The organism is Cupriavidus sp. SHE, from assembly GCF_000812445.1.
Classification (GTDB): domain Bacteria; phylum Pseudomonadota; class Gammaproteobacteria; order Burkholderiales; family Burkholderiaceae; genus Cupriavidus; species Cupriavidus metallidurans.
On record NZ_JWMB01000008.1, the window covers coordinates 61,398 to 81,983 of the forward strand.

A 20,586-nucleotide genomic window follows, 5' to 3' on the forward strand; every position below is an offset into this window, starting at 1 on the left:
GAGGGCGGGCAGGAGACTATGACTCAGGAAACCATCCTGGAAACGAAGAACCTGACGAAGGAATTCAAAGGGTTCACTGCGGTAAGCGACGTCAATCTGCGGGTGCGGCGCGGTTCGATTCACGCATTGATCGGACCGAATGGCGCGGGCAAGACCACCTGCTTCAATCTGCTCACGAAATTCCTGGAGCCGACGACCGGCACGATCCTGTTCAACGGCATCGACATCACGCGCGAGAAGCCCGCGCAGATCGCACGCCGGGGCGTGATCCGCTCGTTCCAGATTTCGGCCGTGTTCCCGCACCTCACCGTGCGCGAGAACGTGCGCATCGGCCTGCAGCGCCAGCTTGGCACCGCGTTCCAGTTCTGGCGTAGCGAGCGTTCGCTCGACGTGCTCAACGGGCGCGCGATGGAGCTGCTCGATCAGGTGGGCCTGACCGAGTACGCCGAGACCGTCACCGTCAATCTTCCTTATGGCCGCAAGCGCGCGCTGGAGATCGCCACCACGCTGGCGATGGAGCCGGAGCTGATGCTGCTCGACGAGCCCACGCAGGGCATGGGCCATGAGGACGTGGACCGCGTGACGCAGTTGATCAAGAAAGTCTCCGCCGGCCGCACGATCCTGATGGTCGAGCACAACATGAGCGTGGTGTCGTCGATCGCCGACAAGATCACGGTGTTGCAGCGCGGCGCGATCCTGGCCGAAGGCCCGTACGCGGAGGTGTCGAAGGACCCGCGCGTGATGGAAGCGTACATGGGCACGGCTGACGCCGAGCTGCAGGGCGCGCACTAAGGGAGACGGACCATGGCGAACGACAACACTCCCGCGCTAGAGATCAAGGACCTGCACGCCTGGTACGGCGAGTCGCACATCCTGCATGGCGTGGACCTGACCGTGAACCGCGGCGAAGTGGTCACGCTGCTGGGCCGTAACGGCGCCGGCCGCACCACGACCATGCGCGCGATCATGGGCCTGACCGGCGCGCGCAAGGGATCGATCAAGGTCAACGGACACGAGACGATCGGCCTGCCCACGCACAAGATCGCGCACTTCGGTATCGGCTACTGCCCGGAAGAGCGGGCGATCTTCTCGAGCCTGTCGTGCGAGGAAAACCTGCTGCTGCCGCCGATGCTCAAGGGCGCCAACGCAGGCAAGGGCATGAGCGAGGCCGAGATCTACGAGATGTTCCCGAACCTCAAGGAGCGGCGCCAGAGCCAGGGCACGCGCCTCTCGGGCGGCGAGCAGCAGATGTTGGCGGTGGGCCGCATCTTGCGCACTGGCGCGAACCTGCTGCTGCTCGACGAGATTTCCGAAGGCCTGGCGCCGGTCATCGTGCAGGCGCTGGCCCGCATGATCCTGATGCTCAAGAAGAAGGGCTACACGGTGGTGATGGTGGAGCAGAACTTCCGCTTCGCCGCGCCGCTGGCTGACCGCTTCTACGTGATGGAGCACGGCGCGATCGTCGAACGCTTCGCCGCGAACGAGCTGCAGGCCAAGATGCCCGTGCTCAACGAACTGCTTGGGGTCTGATCGACGGCGCCGCGCCTGCGGTGCCGTGGTCGCATTTAACTCGCATTGGTGGCAGGAACGGGCGGCGTGACTGCGCTGCCGCAACTCAGGAGACAACAAATGAAGATGACTCGACTGGCCGTCGCAGTGGCGGCGACTGTCCTTGGTGCGTTTGCAGGCGGCGCTTCGGCGCAGGTTTCGGGTGACACGGTAAAGATCGGCTACATCACCGACATGTCGGGCCTGTACGCCGACATCGATGGCCCGGGCGGCCTGGAAGCGGTGAAGATGGCCATCGAGGATCACGGTGGCAAGGTGCTGGGCAAGCCGATCGAACTGGTTTCGGCCGACCACCAGAACAAGGCCGACATCGCCGCCTCGAAGGCGCGCGAGTGGATGGACCAGCAGGGTCTGGACATGCTGCTGGGCGGCACCAACTCGGCTACCGGCCTGGCCATGAACAAGGTGGCGCAGGAGAAGAAGCGCGTCTACTTCAACGTGGGCGCGGGCACTGCCCGACTGACGAACGAAGAGTGCTCGCCGTACACGGTGCACTACGCCTATGACACGGTGGCGCTGGCCAAGGGCACCGGCAGCGCGGTGGTCAAGCAGGGCGGCAAGAAGTGGTTCTTCCTGACTGCCGACTACGCATTCGGCCATTCGCTCGAGAACGACACGGCAGCCGTGGTGAAGGCCAACGGCGGCACGGTGGTGGGTTCGGTGCGCCACCCGCTGTCGGCATCGGACTTCTCGTCGTTCCTGCTGCAGGCGCAGGCGTCGAAGGCTGACATCCTGGGCCTGGCCAACGCCGGTGGCGACACGATCAACTCGATCAAGGCGGCCAAGGAATTCGGTATCACGAAGAACATGAAGATCGCCGGCCTGCTGATGTTCATCAACGACATTCACTCGCTGGGTCTGAAGAACACCGAAGGCCTGCTGATGACCGACAGCTGGTACTGGGACATGAACGACGACACGCGCAAGTTCGCGAACCGCTTCTTCGGCAAGATGAAGAAGATGCCGAGCAGCCTGCAGGCAGCCGACTACTCCGCGATCAGCACGTACCTGAAGGCCGTGGAAGCCGCCAAGACCGATGATCCGGACAAGGTCATGGCCGAGCTGAAGAAGATGAAGATCAGCGACTTCTACAACAAGAGCTACATCCGTGCCGATGGCCGCAACATCCACGACATGTACCTGATGCAGGTGAAGGCGCCGGCCGATTCGAAGAAGCCGTGGGACTATCTGAAGATCGTGACGACGATCCCGGGCGACCAGGCGTTCACGACGCCGGCCGAGTCGAAGTGCGCGCTGTTGAAGAAGTAAGCGAAGCAGGCGAACCCGAGTTGGTTTGCTCCCCTCTCCCGCGTGCGGGTGAGGGGCAGGGGGAGAGGGTCAGCGCATCAGTATGCGAGGGCGGCAATTTGGTCCGCCAGACGCTCTCCCCCGACCTCTCTCCCACTAGTGGGAGAGGGGAGACCCAGAAGGCAATCTAAGCCATGGATATTTTCGGAATACCGCTACCCGCCATGCTGTCCCAGCTGCTGCTGGGCCTGGTCAACGGCGCCTTCTACGCGATGCTGAGCCTTGGGCTGGCCGTGATCTTCGGCCTGCTCAACGTGATCAACTTCGCGCACGGCGCGCTCTTCATGCTCGGTGCCGTGCTGGCATGGGCGGGCATGGAGTACGTCGGACTCAATTACTGGGTGATGTTGATCCTCTCGCCGCTCGTGGTCGGCGTGCTGGGCGTCATCATCGAGAAGACGATGCTGCGCTGGATCTACAAGCTCGATCACATCTACGGCCTGCTGCTCACGCTGGGCATCACGCTGGTGATCGAAGGCGTGTTCCGCTCGATCTACGGGGTGTCGGGGCTGCCGTACTCGGCGCCCGATGCGCTGCAGGGCGCCACCGATCTCGGATTCATGATCCTGCCGAACTATCGCGCATGGGTGGTGGCCGCGTCGATCGTGGTGTGTCTGGCCACGTGGTTCGTGATCGAGAAGACCAAGCTCGGCGCGTACCTTCGCGCCGGCACCGAGAACCCCAAGATCGTAGAGGCGTTCGGTATCAACGTGCCGCTGATGGTCACGCTGACCTACGGCTTCGGCGTGGCGCTGGCAGCGTTTGCCGGCGTGCTGGCGGCACCGGTCATCCAGGTGTCGCCGTTGATGGGCCAGAACCTGATCATCATCGTGTTCGCGGTGGTGGTGATCGGCGGCATGGGCTCGATCATGGGATCGATCATCACGGGCCTGGGGCTCGGTGTGATCGAAGGCCTGACCAAGGTGTTCTACCCTGAGGCATCGTCGACCGTGGTGTTCTTCATCATGGTGATCGTGCTGATGCTGCGCCCGGCAGGGCTGTTCGGGAGGGAAAAGTGATGAGTGGATCGACCGGACAAACGACTGCGGCCGTGGAGGCCAAGGGCTTCAAGGAAGGAACGGGCGTGCAGAAGAAAGTGTTGTATGGCCTGCTGTTGCTGGGCCTGATCGCGGCGCCGCTGGCCGGTGCCTACCCGGTGTTCGTGCTCAAGGTGCTGTGCTTCGCGCTGTTCGCGTGCGCCTTCAACCTGCTGATCGGCTTCACGGGCCTGCTGTCGTTCGGCCACGCGGCGTTCTTCGGCGGCGCGGGCTATGCGGCAGGGCACGCGATGAAGGTCTGGGGCGTGACACCCGAACTCGGCCTGATCTTCGGCACGCTGAGCGGCGCGGCGATCGGCTACGTGGTGGGTTCGCTGGCGATTCGCCGCCAGGGCATCTACTTCTCGATGATCACACTGGCGCTGGCGCAGATGCTGTTCTTCTTCTGCCTGCAGGTGCCGATGACGGGTGGTGAGGACGGGCTGCAGGGCATTCCACGCGGCAAGCTGCTTGGCGTGCTGCCGCTCTCCGACGACCTGACCCTCTACTACGTGGCCCTGGTCATCATCGTGGCGGCGTTCGCGCTGATCGTGCGCACGGTGCACTCGCCGTTCGGCCAAATCTTGAAGGCCATCCGCGAGAACGAGCCGCGTGCCATTTCTCTGGGTTACGATGTCGACCGCTTCAAGCTGCTGGCCTTCGTGCTTTCGGCAGCGCTCTCCGGTCTGGCTGGCTCGATCAAGGCGCTGGTGCTCGGCTTCGAGACGCTGACGGACGTGCACTGGTCGATGTCGGGCTCGGTGATCCTGATGACGCTGGTGGGCGGCCTGGGCACACTGTCCGGCCCGATCGTCGGTGCGTTCGTGGTGGTGGCGCTCGAGAACAAGCTGGGCGATATCGGCACGTTCCTGGCCTCGGTGACCGGCCTCGACTGGTTCAATTCGCTGGGCGAATCGGTGACGATGGTGACGGGCGTGATCTTCGTGATCTGCGTGCTGACGTTCCGCCGCGGGATCATGGGCGAGCTGATCGCACTCACGAGCCGGAAGAAATAGCAAGGGTGTGAAGACGGGTCGACATGCCCGATTTTGGGGCTAGGGTTATTGCTGACTTGTTTCATACGCACCGCTTCGTTACATTCCATATACGGTTTTCGCAGGTTACTTGGAGGCGGAAGCGAGGAGACGACAGGCGCGCACCCGGTGTCGGGTAGCAGCAGCCAATACGATAAAAGGGCGTTGCCGGGTGATCCCCAGCAACGCCTTTTTCATTTTTGGCGCCTGAATATCAACTTTCAGTCACTTCTCCAGCGCCCATGTCGATGGGAAGTGCGGGTGATGCAACTTCGGCATGACCGCCCGCAAAGCCCCATGCGACAATGCCGGCCAGCTTCCAAGGCCCGGTCATGTCCGTCCATCCCGACTCCCCGATTCCCATTGAAACGCAGCGCTGGGTACGCCCAGGCGTGGCAGCCGACGCGCCCGTCCTGGACGCCTGGCTGATGGCGCGCGCGCCATTGGCGGTGCCCGAAGCGCGCGGGCGGCGGCTGGCGCTGGACGCCTTGCTGGAGCAGGGCGGACACGGTATCTGCCTGATCGCAGGCACCGACGCGGTGCGCGCGCTATTGCCCGTAGTGCTTGTCCACAGCTTGTCCACAGGTGGGAGGGTGGCAATGGTGACCGAGTGGTGGCCGCCGGAATCCGGCGATGCCGACGACTGGCTGGCCGAGTGCTGCATCGTGCTGGCCGAGTGGTGCCGGGCTCACGGCATCCGTCACGCCATGCTGGCACCCGGACTGATCGCCGATGCCGCGCGCGCGCCAGCCGGCTTCGTGCGGGGGGCCGAAGGCCTCTGGCGCGGCAACCTCGTACCGACAGCCAAGTATCTGGGCTGACAGGCGCTTCCGAACCCTTCCTGATTGTTCATCCATGGAGTTTGTCTTTCTGGCTGCGGCCGCCTTTCTGGCCGGAATGATCGATGCCGTCGCTGGCGGCGGCGGGCTGGTGCAGGTACCGGCCCTGTTTTCCACCTATCCCAATATGTCGCCCGCCACGCTGATCGGCACCACCAAGGTGGCGTCGCTGGCGGGCACCGCCAACGCCGCGGCACGCTATGCGCGCAAGGTGCGGATTTACTGGGGCGCCACGGCGCCGGCAATGCTTGCCGCATTCGTGATGGCGATGGCCGGGGCCTGGACCCTGACCAAGATTCCGGCTGAGCCGCTACGCAAGGCACTGCCGCTGGTGTTGCTGGTGCTGCTGATCTACACGGTAGCCAAGAAGAACCTGGGTGCAGAGCACGCGCCAACCCTGACGGGGACGCGTGAGCGCGTGGCCGCCTTGCTCGCGGGCGCGGTGATCGGCTTCTATGACGGTGCCTTCGGTCCGGGCACCGGCAGCTTCCTGATGATCGTTTTCGTACGGGTGTTTGGTTACGACTTCCTGCACGCATCGGCGTCGGCCAAGGTGGTCAACCTGGCCACCAATCTCGCGGCGCTGCTGCTGCTGGCATCCAAGGGTCATATCTGGTGGCAGCTTGGCCTGATCATGGCCGCGGCCAACGTTGCCGGCAGCCAGGTGGGCAGCAAGCTTGCGCTGCGCCATGGCAGCGGCTTCGTGCGCAAGGTGTTCATCGCCGTCGTGAGCGCGCTGATCCTGAAGACGGCCTACGACGCGTTCCTGCGTTGAGCATGGTGGTCGGCGCGGGGTAACAGGGGAGCAACAACCCTCGACTGTTGCGCTCGCGCGGCTGCGGGTTAATCCCGCTTTCGCTACAAGATCGCTGTGTTAGACTCAATTCGCATTCCCGACCGCGCGGTCGGGAAATGCAGCTGCGCAACCGGGGGTAAAAAGCGCAGGACGGGAAAAAACGGGGCGATCTTCGACGTTCCCGATAGTGACGCGGATGCCGGCGCTGCATCTGCCAGAGAGCCCGAACAACGGGCCGCAACAAAAAACTGGAGGCATCCGCCGGCCGGAAGCCGGCGGATGCCTTTTTCCGTTTTTGGAACCGAAGGAGACGCAATGACATTCAAGCGTGCCAGCTTGCTGGCTCTTGCCGCCGCCAGCCTGTTCGCCGGCGCAGCTAACGCCCAGGTGAAGGTTGGAGTCACGGTATCGGCCACGGGCCCTGCCGCATCGCTCGGCATTCCCGAGAAGAATACGTTCACGCTGCTGCCGAAGGAGATCGCGGGCAAGAAGATCGAGTACATCGTGCTCGACGACGCCACCGACACGACCACGGCGGTCAAGAACACGCGCAAGCTGATCAGCGAGGACAAGGTAGACGTGGTGGTGGGTTCCACCGTGACGCCGAACTCGCTGGCGATGGTGGACGTTGCCGCCGAGAGTGAAACGCCGATGATCTCGATGGCCGCATCGGCGCGCATTATCGAACCGATGGATGCCAAGCGCGCGTGGATCTTCAAGACGCCGCAGAACGACTCGCACATGGCCACCGCCATCGCCGAGCACATGACCAACAACAACGTGAAGACGGTGGCGTTCATCGGCTTCGCGGATGCCTATGGCGATAGCTGGGGCCAGGAGTTCGCCAAGGTCGCCGAGATGCGCAAGATCAAGGTGGTCGCCAACGAACGGTTTGCGCGCACCGATAACTCGGTGACCGGGCAGGTGCTGAAGATGATGGGCGCCAATCCGGATGCGGTGCTGATCGCTGGTTCGGGCACGCCGGCCGCGCTGCCGGAGAAGGCGCTCAAGGAGCGCGGCTACAAGGGCAAGATCTACCAGACGCACGGTGTGGCCAACCCCGACTTCCTGCGCGTGTGCGGCAAGGACTGCGAAGGCACGTTCCTGCCTGCCGGCCCGCTGCTGGTGGCCGAGCAACTGCCTGACAGCAATCCGGTCAAGAAGCCAGCCCTGACGTACAAGACGGCTTACGAGAAGGCCTTCGGCGGTCAGGTGTCGACGTTCGGTGGCCATGCCTGGGACGCGGGCCTGCTGCTGCAGAACGCGATTCCTGAAGCGCTCAAGAAGGGTCAGCCCGGCACGAAGGAGTTCCGCAAGGCGCTGCGCGATGCGCTCGAGAAGACCACGAACCTGCCGGTGTCGCACGGCATCATCAACATGACCCCCACCGACCACCTCGGCATGGACCAGCGCGCGCGCGTGATGGTGCAGATCGTCGACGGCAAGTGGAAGCTGCAGAAGTAAGCGGGAGATAAGTCGCGCGGGGTAAGCGTGGTACGGAAGGGCGCATGGAGTTTGCCATGCGCCCTTTTTTTACCTCCGCATCCGGGCAGCCACGTTTGACGGCAGTAGAGGCAGCAGCGGGAATCGTGTTGCCTTGCTTCATCCATGACAACGAGTAGACACGAGTAGACAATGGACCTATCGATTGCGGCCATTCTGGCGCAGGACGGCATCACCTCCGGCGCGATCTACGCGCTGCTGGCACTGGCGCTGGTGCTGGTGTTCTCGGTGACGCGCGTCATCTTCATCCCCCAGGGCGAGTTTGTTGCGTACGGCGCGTTGACGCTTGCAGCGATGCAGGCCGGCCACGCACCCAAGACGACGTGGCTGTTGCTCACGATGGGCGTGCTGACATTTCTCTATGAGTGCGTGACCGTGATGCGCAGCCCCGAGTTGCGCAGTACCGCGCCGCGGAGGTTGGCGATTCTCGCGGGCAAGTACCTGCTGTTTCCGGGTGCCGTGCATCTGGTGGTGCAGCAGTATGGTGGTCAACCCTTGCCCATGCTCGCGCAGATCGCGCTGACGCTGCTCGTTGTGATTCCGCTCGGGCCGATGTTGTACCGGCTCGCGTACCAGCCCTTGGCGGAGGCGAGCACGCTGGTGCTGCTGATCGTATCCGTTGGGGTGCATTTCGCACTGGTGGGATTGGGGCTCGTGATGTTCGGTGCGGAGGGGTCGCGCACGACGGCGTTCTCCGATGCGCGCTTCGAAGTCGGCAGTCTCACCATATCGGGGCAAAGCCTCTGGGTCGTGGCGGTGTCGGCATTGCTGATTGGCGCGCTCTGGTTCTATTTCGATCGTACGCTGCAGGGCAAGGCACTGCGTGCCACGGCGGTCAACCGGCTTGGCGCGCGTCTGGTCGGCATCGGTACCACGCAGGCGGGCCGCCTGTCGTTCACGCTGGCTGCGGCGATGGGCGCGCTGTGCGGCATCCTGATCGCGCCGCTGACGACGATCTACTACGAGTCCGGATTCCTGGTTGGTCTCAAGGGCTTCGTTGGAGCGATCGTCGGCGGTCTTGTCAGCTATCCGGTGGCCGCGCTTGGCGCGCTGCTGGTGGGGCTGCTTGAATCGTATTCGTCGTTCTGGGCCAGCGCGTTCAAGGAGGTGATCGTCTTCACGCTGATCCTTCCGGTGCTGTTGTGGCGCTCGCTCACGAGCCGGCATGTCGAGGAAGAGGAGTAAGCCATGACGATGCTCACCGACAAGCAGATGGAGAAGGACATGGGTTCGCGTGAAGCGCCGGCAGTTCGCGGCACGGGCGCATTGCGCAATCGCATTGCGACGCTGGCATTTGTCATCGTGCTGGCGTTGCTGCCGGTACTGCCGACGCCGGAGTTCTGGATCACGCTCGGCAACTACATTGGCCTGTACAGCATCGTGGCGATCGGGCTGGTGCTGCTGACGGGCGTTGGCGGCATGACGTCGTTCGGGCAGGCCGCGTTCGTCGGGCTCGGTGCGTACAGCACAGCATACCTGACCACGCAGTTCGGGCTTTCGCCATGGATCGGTCTGGTCGTGGGTCTGATCATCACCGTGCTGTGCGCCTATGTCATCGGATTGATCACGATGCGCATGTCCGGGCACTACCTGCCGCTGGCCACGATCGCGTGGGGACTGTCGCTGTTCTTCCTGTTCGGCAATCTCGATTTCCTTGGCAAGTACGATGGCCTGAACGGCATTCCCGTGCTGTCGCTGTTCGGCATCGAGTTGCAATCGGGCCGCTCGATGTTCTATCTGATCTGGGCGGTGGTGTTGCTCGCCGTGGTGGCGATGCATAACCTGCTGAACTCGCGCCCGGGCCGTGCCATTCGCGCACTGAAGGGCGGTGGCACGATGGCCGAGGCGATGGGCGTGAACACCGCTTGGATGAAGGTGGTGATCTTCGTCGTGGCGGCGATGCTGGCCTGTGTGTCGGGCTTCCTGTATGCGCATCTGCAACGCGCCGTGAACCCGACGCCGTTCGGTCTCAACTACGGCATCGAGTACCTGTTCATGGCCGTGGTTGGCGGTGTGGGTCATGTCTGGGGTGCGGTGCTGGGCGCCGGCGTGCTGACGATCCTCAAGGATGTGCTGCAAGGGCTGCTGCCGAAGCTGCTTGGCTCCGACGGCAACTTCGAGATCATCGTCTTCGGCGTGCTGCTTGTGCTGCTGCTGCAGTACGCGCGCGATGGCATCTGGCCGTTCGTGCGCAAGCTGATGCCGGCCGGGCCGCCGGTGCTGGCCCCCGATACTGCGCCGCCGTTGCCGGTGCGGCAGAAGCCCGAGACCGGCGAGCTGATTCTGGACGTGCGCGCGGTGCGCAAGCAGTTCGGCGGGCTCGTGGCGGTGAACGACGTGAGCTTCCAGGTGCGGGCTGGCGAGATCATCGGCCTGATCGGCCCGAATGGCGCGGGCAAGTCGACGACGTTCAACCTGGTGACCGGCGTGCTGCCGCTGACATCGGGCGAAGTGCGCTATCGGGGCGACGTGATCTCCGGTTTGCCGTCGCGCGAGATCGTCAGGCGCGGCGTGGGCCGGACCTTCCAGCACGTGCATTTGTTGCCGACGATGACGGTGCTCGAGAACGTCGCCATCGGCGCCCATCTGCGCGGCGATTTCCGCGCGCAGGGCGGTGTATCGGCGGCGATCCTGCGCATGAACAAGATGGAGGAGCAGAAGCTGCTGTTCGAGGCGAAGCGCCAGCTGGAGCGCGTTGGACTGGCCGACTGCATGTACCTCGAGGCTGGCAGTCTCGCGCTGGGTCAGCAGCGCATCCTGGAGATCGCGCGCGCATTGTGTTGCGATCCCGCGCTGCTGCTGCTCGACGAGCCTGCCGCGGGGCTGCGCTACAAGGAGAAGCAGGCGCTGGCGGACCTGCTGCGCAAGCTGAAGGGCGAGGGCATGAGCGTGCTGCTTGTCGAGCATGACATGGACTTCGTGATGAACCTGACCGACCGGCTCGTGGTGATGGAATTCGGCACGCGCATCGCCGAAGGTGTGCCGGAGGAGGTGCAGAAGAATCCGGCAGTGCTGGAAGCCTATCTGGGCGGCATTGATTGAGGATATGAGATGAGTCTGATTCTGGAAGTGAAGGACTTGCATGTCCGCTACGGGAAGGTCGAGGCGGTGCATGGCGCGAACCTCAAGGTTGAGGCCGGCAAGATCGTGACCGTGATCGGGCCGAACGGGGCCGGCAAGTCGACGATGCTGAATGCCGTGATGGGCGCGCTGCCCGTCAGCGGGTCATCGACCGGATCGGTTCGGTTCCTCGGCCATGACATGGCGGGGATTCCGGTGGAGGGGCGCGTGGCGCGCGGGATGTGCCTGGTGCCGGAGAAGCGTGAACTGTTCGCGTCGATGACCGTCGAGGACAACCTGCTGCTCGGCGCATTCCGGCGCAAGCGCGCTGGGGAGCGCAACTATCTGGACCAGAAGGATGTGGTGTACGACCTGTTCCCGCGTCTGCGGGAGCGTTCGAAGCAGGAGGCGGGCACGCTGTCCGGTGGCGAGCGCCAGATGCTCGCCGTGGGGCGCGCGCTGATGGCCAAGCCGCAGTTGCTGATGCTCGATGAGCCGAGCCTTGGTCTCGCGCCGCTGATCGTCAAGGAGATCTTCCACATCATCCACAACCTTCGGCAAACCGGCGTGGCGACGCTGCTAATCGAACAGAACGCGCGGGCGGCGTTGCAGGTGGCTGACTACGGGTATGTGATCGAGACCGGCGACATGGCTATGGAAGGGGAAGCGTCGGCGTTGGCGAGCAATCCAAAGGTGATCGAGACGTACCTGGGGCTGACGAAGAAAGCGGCCTGACCTGCTTTTATATTCTTGTTTTTGATTGACGACGCCATAACGGCGTCGTTTTTATTTGTTTAGCATATAGTAAGTCGATGATCATTCGTACGATGGATGTATAGCCGGCTTTATTTCGAGCCAATATCTATCGCTGCGGCTGAGAGCAGCCAATCTCGAAAGGCAGTCAGGGCAGGATGGTCACGTCTCTCACGTGGCGCGCACAGGAAGTAACCGCGATTGAGCCGGATCGGCAGATCGAAAGGCGCGACGACCTGCCCAGCCTGTAGTGCATCGCGTACCAGGCATCTCTGGAGGACCGCCACGCCCATGTCTGCCTTCACGGCCTCGAGCAGGATCGAGACCTGGTCGAAGCCCCTGGCAAGTGTGGGCGCAGCACTGGGTACGCCGGCCGCGCGCAGCCAGTTCTGCCAGTTCGCGGGTGCAGTGGTGTGGTAGAGCAAGGGTTCGTCGAGCAACTCGTCCGGCGATTGCCACTGCCGCGTCTCGGCGCGGGCAGGGTGGCAGACCGGCACCATTTCACGTCCGATCACATAATCGGCCTGCCAGCCCGGCCACTGGCCTGCTTCGCCCGCCAGGATCGCGGCATCCGGCCGGGCGCCTGAGAAATCCTCGTCGCGCCGATAGGGGACGAAGTCCAGGTGAATCTCTGGGTGGCGACGGTGGAAGTCCGGCAGGCGCGGAACGAGCCACACACTGGCCAGCGTGGGGACGGCGGACAGGATCAGATGATGGCGGCGATCCGTCGCAAGCATGGATGCGCTGGCGGTCTCAATGGCTGCCAAGTGCACCGCGATCGCCTCCAGATAGCTGCGGCCGGCGTCGGTCAGGGTCAGACGATGGGCGTTGCGATGGATCAGCGGTTGGCCGAAGTGGGATTCCAGGCGAGATATCGCCCGGCTGATGGCGCCCTGCGTGACGCACAGTGTCTCGGCTGCACGCGTGAAGCTGCCCAACCGGGCCGCCGTGGCGAACGCGTGCAGCTCTGACATCGACGGGGAACGGATGCGCATGACCGGGCCGCCTAGGATGATCTTTGGTAATGGAAGCGTGCAATATAGTCGTTTGTGCAGGGCCGGTAAACTCCCGACACTCGCTGCTCGGTACCCCGAAATTCGAGAACGAGAAGACGAGTTTGATCAGATGACCCGAGTCCGCAATGCTGCCAGCACGCGCCGGCATTTCCTGCTTTCCACCGCCGTGTCCGCTGCAGTGGGTACGCTCGCCACGGTTGGTTTGACGGCGCCGGCGTTCGCGCAATCCAACTATCCAAACAAGCCGATCCGCCTGGTTGTGCCATTCGCCGCGGGTGGTTCGACGGATCTGTCGGCGCGCCTGGTAGCGGAGTTCGCAGGGCGTGAGCTGGGGCAGACCATCGTCGTCGACAACAAGGGCGGGGCGGGTGGTTCGATCGGCATGGAGCAGGTGGCTCGTGCCACACCGGACGGCTACACAATCGGCATGGCCACGGTCAGCACGCACGGGTCCAACCCAGCGGTCTATCCGAAGCTCGGCTATGACCCGATCAAGGACTTCGCCCCGGTGACCAACGTGGTAGCGATTCCGAGTGTGTTCGCCGTGCATCCGAGCGTGCCCGCCAAGACGATGCAGGAGTTCATCGCCCTGGCGAAGGCGCACCCGGGCAAGTACACGTTCGCATCGCCGGGCGCGGGTTCGCTGGGTCATGTGAACATCGAGAACTTCATGATGCTGGCCAAGATCGATCTGCTGCATGTGCCGTACAAGGGCGCGGGTCTGGCGCTCAACGACGCGGTGGCGGGGCAGGTCAATGCGATTACCGACAACCTGTCGTCGACGCTTCCCCACGTGAAAGCGGGCCGGCTGCGTGCGCTGGCGGTGCTCGGGGCGCAGCGGTCGGCACAGTTGCCCAATGTGCCGACCTATGCAGAACTCGGTTTCAAGGACATGGGCGAGGGCGGCTGGTTCGGTATCGTCGCGCCGGCCGGCACACCCCAGCCGGTGATCGACAAGCTGAATGCCGCAATCCACAAGGCCATGCAGAACCCCGAGTTCAAGCGGAAGGTGGAGGAGTCTGGTGGCACGCTGGTGCCGACGACGCCCGACCAATTCAAGGCACAGATCCAGCAATCGATCGCCCGCTACGCCCGCGTGGTCAAGGCCGCCAACATCAAGCTGGACTAAGCCATGACGACGTTTGAAGCAGTGCAGGGCGACGCGCCGGTGGGGCCGTTCCTCTTGTTTGCACCCGAAGGCGCGGCGTTGCCGCTGGTCTGTGACTCGCCACATAGCGGCATCCACTATCCGACGGACTTCGGTGCGGCCGTGCCTCTGCAGCGGCTGCGTGGCGGAGAAGATACGCATATCGATGCCTTGTGGTCCGCCATCCCGAAGGTCGGCGGCACGCTGATCGGGGCGACCTTTCCGCGCGTTTATATCGATCCGAACCGGATGCTCGACGATCTGGATCCGGAGTTGCTGGCAACATCGTGGCCGACACCCCTGATGCCCGGGGAGAAGACCAGGCTCGGCTATGGTCTGGTCTGGCGCAATATCGATGCTGCCACCCCGATCTACGATCGTAAGCTGACAGTGGACGAGGTGCGGAACCGGATCGATCGCTATTACCGTCCGTACCATGCAGCGCTGTCGACAGCGGTGGAGTCTGCGTACGCGCGCTTCGGCGCGGTTTGGCATCTGAACCTGCACTCGATGCCGAACAACGCCTATGAGCGCCTGAAGATCCAGAGCCCGCATCCGTTGGCTGACTTCGTGCTCGGAGACCGGGACGGGACCACCTGCGAGCCGGGCATCGTGGATTTGGTCGAGCGGGAGTTGAGGGGAATGGGCTACACCGTGGCACGCAATGACCCGTACAAGGGCGTGCAGCTGATCGCGCAGATTGGCCGCCCGGCCGAGCGGCGCAATAGCCTGCAGATTGAGATCCGGCGGCCGCTGTACATGGATGAAACCAGCAAGGTGCCGAATGCTGGTTTCGAAACCCTGCAGCGAGACCTGGGTGTACTGAGCGAGAAGGTGGCGACGTACATCCGGAGCCAGATCTGAGACCACGTTTCACGTGAAACATGTGAGGCAGAGTAGGGCAGAGGGAAGGCCCCGCGGAAGCGGGGCCTTCTTCTTTTGGCTCGGGAGTGTTTCACGTGAAACACACTTTGCCTCGCCAGGTACCGCACACGCCATGTTTCACGTGAAACATCGTGTCCAACCGAAGGCGGGGAATCGATTGCCGCTATAATTCGACATCCCGATTTTTCCCGCCCAGCCTCCCGGAGGAGGTGTCCCATGCTTTACCCGAAAGAATTCGACGTCATAGTCGTCGGCGGTGGTCACGCCGGCACCGAAGCAGCCCTCGCCGCCGCGCGCATGGGCTGCCAGACGCTGCTTCTGAGCCACAACATCGAAACGTTGGGGCAGATGAGCTGCAATCCGTCGATCGGTGGCATCGGCAAGGGACATCTCGTCAAGGAAGTGGACGCCATGGGCGGCGCGATGGCGGCTGCCACGGACGAGGCGGGCATCCAGTTCCGCATCCTGAACTCCAGCAAGGGCCCAGCCGTTCGGGCGACCCGTGCCCAGGCAGACCGGGTGCTGTATCGCAAGGCGATCCGCACGCGGCTGGAGAACCAGCCAAACCTGATGCTGTTCCAGCAGGCCGTGGATGACCTGATGGTGGAGGGTGACCGCGTGGTCGGTGCTCGTACCCAGGTTGGCATCGACTTCCGCGCGCGTGCGGTGGTGCTGACGGCTGGTACCTTCCTGGACGGCAAGATCCACGTGGGACTCGATAACTACACGGGCGGTCGTGCGGGCGACCCTGCAGCCGTGTCGTTGTCGGCGCGTCTCAAGGAACTGAAGCTGCCGCAAGGTCGCCTGAAGACGGGTACGCCGCCGCGCATTGACGGCCGCACGATCGACTTTTCGGTGATGGAAGAGCAGCCCGGCGACCTGGACCCGGTGCCGGTGTTCTCGTTCCTGGGCCGTCCCGAGCAACATCCGCAGCAACTGCCGTGCTGGATCACCCATACCAATAGCCGTACCCACGACGTCATCCGCGGCGGCCTCGATCGCTCGCCGATGTACACCGGTGTGATCGAAGGGGTAGGGCCGCGCTACTGCCCGAGCATCGAGGACAAGATCCATCGCTTTGCCAGCAAGGAAAGCCATCAGATCTTCCTGGAGCCCGAAGGGCTGACGACGAACGAGTTCTATCCGAACGGCATCTCGACGAGCCTGCCTTTCGACGTACAGCTTGAGCTTGTCCACTCGATTCGCGGACTGGAGAACGCACATATCCTGCGCCCGGGCTATGCGATCGAGTATGACTACTTCGACCCGCGCGGGTTGAAGTCGTCGCTGGAGAGCAAGGCAATTGAGGGGTTGTTCTTCGCCGGCCAGATCAATGGCACGACCGGCTACGAGGAAGCGGCGGCACAGGGTCTACTGGCCGGGATCAACGCCGGTTGCTACGTACGCGAACGCGACGCTTGGACGCCGCGCCGCGACCAGGCATATCTCGGTGTGCTGGTCGATGACCTGATCACGCGAGGCGTGACCGAGCCGTACCGCATGTTCACCAGCCGTGCGGAGTTCCGCTTGAGCCTGCGCGAGGACAACGCGGACATGCGTCTGACCGAAATCGGTCGCGAACTCGGTGTGGTGGACGATGTGCGCTGGGATGCTTTCAATCGGAAGCGCGACGCTGTTTCACGTGAAACAGAGCGACTCAAGAGCACCTGGGTCAATCCGACCTTGTTGCCCGAAGCAGACGCCGTTCCGCTGCTCGGTAAGGGCATCGAGCGCGAATACTCGCTCGCAGATCTGCTGCGTCGTCCCGAAGTCCGTTATGAGGCGCTTGTCGCGCTGCAGGATGGCCGTTTTGCACCAGAGACGCCGCTCGCCGATGACATGATGCTTGCCGAGCAGATTCGCGAGCAGATCGAGATCGGTATCAAGTACCACGGCTATATCGCACGCCAGGCTGCCGAAGTGGACAAACTTGAAGCCAACGAGTCGACCAAGTTGCCGCCGAACTTCGACTATACCGAGGTGCGTGGCCTGGGCTTCGAGGTGAGCCAGAAGCTGAATCAGCATCGCCCGGAAACGCTGGGTCAGGCTTCGCGTATCTCCGGCGTGACGCCTGCGGCTATCTCGCTGCTGTTGGTACACCTGAAGAAGAAGGGCATGGGGCGCGCTGCGACCCAGACATCGGCAACCCCGGTGGCCGGCAATGGACAGGAGGCTGCCTGAGTGGGTGGCTCCCGACATTTCGCGGTCGACGACGCCGCGCAACGCCGCCGGCTCGAAGCCGGACTGGACGCGATCGGGCTGGCACTGACGCCAGCCCAGATCGATACGCTTTTCGCGTACCTGACGCTGCTCCGCAAATGGAATGGCGTCTACAACCTCACCGCGATTCGTCATCCTGACGAAATGCTCACGCATCATCTGCTCGATTCGCTGACGGCTGTCCCGGCGTTGGCCGAAGCCGCTCGCTCCGCAAACGTGGGGCAGGGCGCGCGGGGCAGGGTGCTCGACGTCGGCTCGGGCGGTGGGATGCCGGGCATGCCGCTGGCGATCTCGTGCCCGGATGTGTCGGTGCTGATGGTAGACATCGTGCAGAAAAAGACCGCATTCCTGACGCAGTGCCGTGCCCAGTTGCACCTGACCAATGCGGCTGCCCACTGGGGGCCTGTGGAAAAGATCGACGACGCGCAGGGCTATGCCGTGATCACCTCGCGAGCATTCGCAGAATTGACCGATTTCGTGACGTTGTCCGGGCACCTGCTGGCGCCGGGCGGAAAGCTGATCGCCATGAAGGGAGTTTATCCACAGGCGGAAATCGATCGTATGGAAGCGGCCGGTCTGATGGCTGACTGGCAGGTGGAAGCGGTACCGAAACTGGTAGTACCTGAGCTCGATGTGGAACGGCACCTCGTGGTGCTGTCCCGGCGTTGAAATCGGTTGGGTAATTTATTGAGCATGTGTTCCGCATAGCGGAACTGTGCACTGAGGAGCTGCAAGCGCATATGGCCAAGGTATTCGTGATCGCAAACCAGAAGGGCGGCGTCGGCAAAACCACCACCACGGTGAACCTGGCCGCCGGCCTGGCAGCGCAGGACCAGCGCGTCTTGCTGGTCGACCTCGATCCGCAGGGCAATGCCTCGATGGGGTCGGGCATCGACAAGCAGGCGCTGGAACACAGCGTGTACCAGGTACTGGTGGGGCTCGCCACGGTGCCCGAGGCGCGCCAGCGATCCGAATCGGGGCGCTATGACGTGCTGCCCGCCAACCGTGAACTGGCTGGTGCCGAAGTGGAACTGGTCGAGCTCGACCAGCGCGAACGTCGGCTCAAGCAGGCGCTGGCCGAAGTCGACGAGGAATACGACTTCGTGCTGATCGATTGCCCGCCGTCGCTGTCGTTGCTGACGCTGAACGGCCTGTGCGCGGCGCACGGTGTGATTGTGCCGATGCAGTGCGAGTACTTCGCGCTCGAAGGACTGTCGGACCTCGTCAATACGATCAAGCAGGTACATGCGAACCTGAATCGCGACCTCAAGGTGATCGGGTTGCTGCGCGTCATGTTCGATCCGCGCGTGACGCTGCAGCAGCAGGTGTCGGCCCAACTCGAGGCCCACTTCGGCGACAAGGTATTCAAGACTGTGATTCCGCGCAATGTGCGTCTGGCCGAAGCGCCTTCCTATGGCATGCCGGGCGTGGCGTTCGATGCCTCGTCCAAGGGCGCGAAGGCGTATCTCGATTTCGGCGCGGAGATGATCGCGCGCGTGCGACAGCTCGGCTGAGCACGCCACTGAAACAGCAGGGAAGGGACAGCAAGGATGGCGACGATGAGTACCGCAAAGAAGAAGGGACTGGGTCGGGGGCTGGAAGCACTGCTCGGCGGCCCTGCAGAGATCGTTGAAACCTCGAAGCAGGAGGGCGCGCCGTCTGTGCTGCGCGTCGATCAGCTTCAGCCTGGCAAGTACCAGCCGCGCACGCGCATGGACGAGGGCGCGCTCCAGGAACTGGCCGCGAGCATTCGCGCTCAGGGGCTGATGCAGCCGATTCTGGTGCGCCGCGTGGCCGAGCCCGATCGCTACGAGATCATCGCCGGTGAGCGCCGCTACCGCGCTTCGAAGCTTGCGGGTCTCGACAAGGTGCCGGTGCTCGTAAAGGACGTCGCCGACGAGGCTGCGGCCGCCATGGCGCTGATCGAGAACATCCAGCGTGAAGACCTGAACCCGCTGGAAGAGGCGCAGGGCATCATGCGCCTGATCCGCGAATTCCGTTTCACGCATGAGCAGGCCGCCGAATCGGTGGGCCGCTCGCGCAGTGCGGTATCGAATCTGCTGCGTCTGCTCAATCTTGCCGCGCCCGTCCAGACCATGCTGATGGCCGGCGATCTCGACATGGGGCATGCGCGCGCGTTGCTGGCCGTCGATGGCGCAAATCAGATCACGCTGGCCAACCAGATCGTCAACAAGCGGTTGTCCGTGCGCGAGACCGAGAAGCTCGTGGCATCGACGCTCAAGCCGTTCGATCTGAAGTCCCTCAAGCAGAAGTCGGGCAATGGCACGCGTGATGTGGCGCGGCTCGAAGAAGAGCTTTCCGATACGCTGGGCCTGGCAGTGCAGATCAAGCTCGGCGCGCGTGGCAAGGGCCAGCTCACGATTCACTTCGCCAGCAATGACGCACTGGACGGTGTGCTCACGCGCCTGCGCGAACCGCAGGCCAGCGCCTAACCTGTTCCATACATTCCGGCAACCTATTCCTTGCGGTTGCCGGAATGTTGTCGGTCTCGCGCGACACGTATACAGCGCCCCGCTGATCTGCGCGATTACCGAACGCCGTCGACGCGGATGACGGTCGTGCAGTCGCTGACGGATCCAACATCATGCGCGCCAGTGCTGGCGCAATCCAATTACGTTTCAGATCGTTGCGGCGCAATATCCAGCCAGCCATCATGAAGGCGTGATAGCAGCCGTTGTGCGAAATTCACTGCAAGCAATCTGAAAGCAGATTGACTGATGTTAGCGATTCCTAATAGAATCGTGCGGTTTGAATTCTGGCCGGGCCTGAAAAGTTCCGGCCTGGAATGAGGCAGGGCAGGTGGTGGTTCGAGACCGTCAGCAGGACCGTTCGCAAGCCGGCAAGGCGTCCGGAAACGATCGTCGCGATGAGCGCCAGCAAGATGTGTGGCGTGACGACGATTGGGATGATAGCGCCGAGCGCGAGGAAGTAGCTGTCGATCCGCTGTCACATGCTGAAGCGGTGAAGCTGCTTGGCGAACGTGCATTGCGTCCATCGCGCATGACGCCCGGCAAAGTGGTACTGGCACAGGTCGCTGTGACGCTGTTGTCGGCGCTTGCTTGGGCGATATTCGCGCATGAGCATGCGCCGTCGGGCTGGTCGGCCTTGTTCGGCGGCATGGTGTGTGTTGTCCCCAGTGGCTTCTTTGCGCTGCGCCTGTGGATGTCGCGCAGGCAGCCGACGGTTGGCGGCCTGGTGGCCGGCGAGGCAATCAAGGTGTTCAGCACCGTCGCACTGTTCGTGCTGGTGGTGGTGTTGTACCGCGATCTGCGCTGGATACCGATGCTCGTCACGTTCTTGCTGGTGTTGAAGACTTACTGGGTGGCGCTCGCGATTCGCTAGGCGGTGCGGGCACTGGTTGCAGATGAGGCAGCCCCCAGGGAAATCAAGAGGTTTCA

19 protein-coding genes are annotated in these 20,586 nt (G+C 63.2%); 18 read left to right on the top strand and 1 reads right to left on the bottom strand.

Going from position 1 to position 20,586, the window contains the following annotated elements:
• Positions 1-18: 18 nt before the first annotated feature.
• The 11 genes from RN01_RS03715 to RN01_RS03765 all read left to right on the top strand — a co-directional run bounded on the left by RN01_RS03715 (position 19) and on the right by RN01_RS03765 (position 11,881).
• Positions 19-792: an ABC transporter ATP-binding protein gene (locus tag RN01_RS03715; RefSeq protein ID WP_008648866.1), complete on the top strand. Its 774-nt coding sequence runs from the start codon at positions 19-21 to the stop codon at positions 790-792.
• A 12-nt stretch (positions 793-804) separates the two neighbouring features.
• Positions 805-1,530: an ABC transporter ATP-binding protein gene (locus RN01_RS03720; RefSeq protein WP_008648867.1), complete on the top strand. Its 726-nt coding sequence runs from the start codon at positions 805-807 to the stop codon at positions 1,528-1,530.
• 99 nt (positions 1,531-1,629) lie between these two features.
• Complete coding sequence (locus tag RN01_RS03725) at positions 1,630-2,838, top strand: ABC transporter substrate-binding protein (RefSeq protein WP_008648868.1); 1,209 nt, start codon at positions 1,630-1,632, stop codon at positions 2,836-2,838.
• A gap of 173 nt (positions 2,839-3,011) precedes the next feature.
• Positions 3,012-3,896 (top strand): branched-chain amino acid ABC transporter permease, encoded by an 885-nt coding sequence (locus RN01_RS03730; protein ID WP_008652243.1) that lies wholly within the window; start codon positions 3,012-3,014, stop codon positions 3,894-3,896.
• The gene (locus RN01_RS03735) at positions 3,896-4,930 is read left to right on the top strand and encodes a branched-chain amino acid ABC transporter permease (RefSeq protein WP_017513246.1); all 1,035 of its coding nucleotides are present in this window, start codon (positions 3,896-3,898) and stop codon (positions 4,928-4,930) included. Before RN01_RS03730 ends, RN01_RS03735 begins: the two co-directional genes overlap by 1 nt.
• A 350-nt stretch (positions 4,931-5,280) precedes the next feature.
• A complete protein-coding gene (locus RN01_RS03740; protein ID WP_223277295.1) occupies positions 5,281-5,769 on the top strand; it encodes a hypothetical protein in 489 nt (162 codons plus the stop codon).
• Positions 5,770-5,803: 34 nt separating this feature from the next.
• Positions 5,804-6,562 carry a TSUP family transporter gene (locus RN01_RS03745; protein ID WP_017513248.1) on the top strand — a complete coding sequence of 253 codons (759 nt, stop codon included), beginning with the start codon at positions 5,804-5,806 and terminating at the stop codon, positions 6,560-6,562.
• A gap of 336 nt (positions 6,563-6,898) precedes the next feature.
• A complete protein-coding gene (locus RN01_RS03750) occupies positions 6,899-8,047 on the top strand; it encodes an ABC transporter substrate-binding protein (RefSeq protein ID WP_008650179.1) in 1,149 nt (382 codons plus the stop codon).
• Between the two features lie 171 nt (positions 8,048-8,218).
• The gene (locus RN01_RS03755; RefSeq protein WP_011517936.1) at positions 8,219-9,271 is read left to right on the top strand and encodes a branched-chain amino acid ABC transporter permease; all 1,053 of its coding nucleotides are present in this window, start codon (positions 8,219-8,221) and stop codon (positions 9,269-9,271) included.
• Between the two features lie 3 nt (positions 9,272-9,274).
• Positions 9,275-11,128, top strand: a complete 1,854-nt coding sequence (locus RN01_RS03760; RefSeq protein ID WP_017514668.1) for an ATP-binding cassette domain-containing protein — start codon at positions 9,275-9,277, stop codon at positions 11,126-11,128.
• Positions 11,129-11,137: 9 nt separating this feature from the next.
• Entirely contained in the window at positions 11,138-11,881 is a 744-nt protein-coding gene (locus tag RN01_RS03765) for an ABC transporter ATP-binding protein (RefSeq protein ID WP_017514667.1), read from the top strand.
• 110 nt (positions 11,882-11,991) lie between these two features.
• Here RN01_RS03765 and RN01_RS03770 read toward each other — a convergent pair whose 3' ends face one another.
• Positions 11,992-12,894, bottom strand: a complete 903-nt coding sequence (locus tag RN01_RS03770) for a LysR substrate-binding domain-containing protein (protein WP_024569223.1) — start codon at positions 12,892-12,894, stop codon at positions 11,992-11,994.
• 130 nt (positions 12,895-13,024) lie between these two features.
• Here RN01_RS03770 and RN01_RS03775 point away from each other — a divergent pair, with 130 nt between their 5' ends.
• The 7 genes from RN01_RS03775 (at position 13,025) to RN01_RS03805 (ending at position 20,530) form a co-directional block, all read left to right on the top strand.
• Positions 13,025-14,044 (top strand): tripartite tricarboxylate transporter substrate binding protein, encoded by a 1,020-nt coding sequence (locus RN01_RS03775; RefSeq protein WP_017511783.1) that lies wholly within the window; start codon positions 13,025-13,027, stop codon positions 14,042-14,044.
• Between the two features lie 3 nt (positions 14,045-14,047).
• Positions 14,048-14,926 carry an N-formylglutamate amidohydrolase gene (locus RN01_RS03780; protein ID WP_017511784.1) on the top strand — a complete coding sequence of 293 codons (879 nt, stop codon included), beginning with the start codon at positions 14,048-14,050 and terminating at the stop codon, positions 14,924-14,926.
• 237 nt (positions 14,927-15,163) lie between these two features.
• Positions 15,164-17,128, top strand: coding sequence for a tRNA uridine-5-carboxymethylaminomethyl(34) synthesis enzyme MnmG (mnmG, locus tag RN01_RS03785; protein WP_017511785.1), 1,965 nt, complete (start codon positions 15,164-15,166; stop codon positions 17,126-17,128).
• Positions 17,129-17,836, top strand: a complete 708-nt coding sequence (gene rsmG, locus RN01_RS03790) for a 16S rRNA (guanine(527)-N(7))-methyltransferase RsmG (protein WP_017511786.1) — start codon at positions 17,129-17,131, stop codon at positions 17,834-17,836.
• A 71-nt stretch (positions 17,837-17,907) separates the two neighbouring features.
• Positions 17,908-18,681, top strand: coding sequence for a ParA family protein (locus tag RN01_RS03795; protein ID WP_008650166.1), 774 nt, complete (start codon positions 17,908-17,910; stop codon positions 18,679-18,681).
• A gap of 45 nt (positions 18,682-18,726) precedes the next feature.
• The gene (locus tag RN01_RS03800; protein WP_024569222.1) at positions 18,727-19,620 is read left to right on the top strand and encodes a ParB/RepB/Spo0J family partition protein; all 894 of its coding nucleotides are present in this window, start codon (positions 18,727-18,729) and stop codon (positions 19,618-19,620) included.
• Between the two features lie 367 nt (positions 19,621-19,987).
• Positions 19,988-20,530, top strand: a complete 543-nt coding sequence (locus RN01_RS03805; RefSeq protein ID WP_017511788.1) for an ATP synthase subunit I — start codon at positions 19,988-19,990, stop codon at positions 20,528-20,530.
• Positions 20,531-20,586 lie beyond the last annotated feature (56 nt).

Coding starts and splice junctions, on each gene's coding strand:
- RN01_RS03730 (WP_008652243.1), top strand. CDS start 3,012: ATGGATATTTTCGGAATACCGCTACCCGCCATGCTGTCCCAGCTGCTG.
- RN01_RS03795 (WP_008650166.1), top strand. CDS start 17,908: ATGGCCAAGGTATTCGTGATCGCAAACCAGAAGGGCGGCGTCGGCAAA.
- RN01_RS03715 (WP_008648866.1), top strand. CDS start 19: ATGACTCAGGAAACCATCCTGGAAACGAAGAACCTGACGAAGGAATTC.
- RN01_RS03755 (WP_011517936.1), top strand. CDS start 8,219: ATGGACCTATCGATTGCGGCCATTCTGGCGCAGGACGGCATCACCTCC.
- RN01_RS03735 (WP_017513246.1), top strand. CDS start 3,896: ATGAGTGGATCGACCGGACAAACGACTGCGGCCGTGGAGGCCAAGGGC.
- mnmG (WP_017511785.1), top strand. CDS start 15,164: ATGCTTTACCCGAAAGAATTCGACGTCATAGTCGTCGGCGGTGGTCAC.
- RN01_RS03770 (WP_024569223.1), bottom strand. CDS start 12,894: ATGCGCATCCGTTCCCCGTCGATGTCAGAGCTGCACGCGTTCGCCACG.
- RN01_RS03775 (WP_017511783.1), top strand. CDS start 13,025: ATGACCCGAGTCCGCAATGCTGCCAGCACGCGCCGGCATTTCCTGCTT.
- RN01_RS03725 (WP_008648868.1), top strand. CDS start 1,630: ATGAAGATGACTCGACTGGCCGTCGCAGTGGCGGCGACTGTCCTTGGT.
- RN01_RS03740 (WP_223277295.1), top strand. CDS start 5,281: ATGTCCGTCCATCCCGACTCCCCGATTCCCATTGAAACGCAGCGCTGG.
- RN01_RS03780 (WP_017511784.1), top strand. CDS start 14,048: ATGACGACGTTTGAAGCAGTGCAGGGCGACGCGCCGGTGGGGCCGTTC.
- RN01_RS03760 (WP_017514668.1), top strand. CDS start 9,275: ATGACGATGCTCACCGACAAGCAGATGGAGAAGGACATGGGTTCGCGT.
- RN01_RS03745 (WP_017513248.1), top strand. CDS start 5,804: ATGGAGTTTGTCTTTCTGGCTGCGGCCGCCTTTCTGGCCGGAATGATC.
- RN01_RS03750 (WP_008650179.1), top strand. CDS start 6,899: ATGACATTCAAGCGTGCCAGCTTGCTGGCTCTTGCCGCCGCCAGCCTG.
- RN01_RS03720 (WP_008648867.1), top strand. CDS start 805: ATGGCGAACGACAACACTCCCGCGCTAGAGATCAAGGACCTGCACGCC.
- RN01_RS03800 (WP_024569222.1), top strand. CDS start 18,727: ATGAGTACCGCAAAGAAGAAGGGACTGGGTCGGGGGCTGGAAGCACTG.
- RN01_RS03765 (WP_017514667.1), top strand. CDS start 11,138: ATGAGTCTGATTCTGGAAGTGAAGGACTTGCATGTCCGCTACGGGAAG.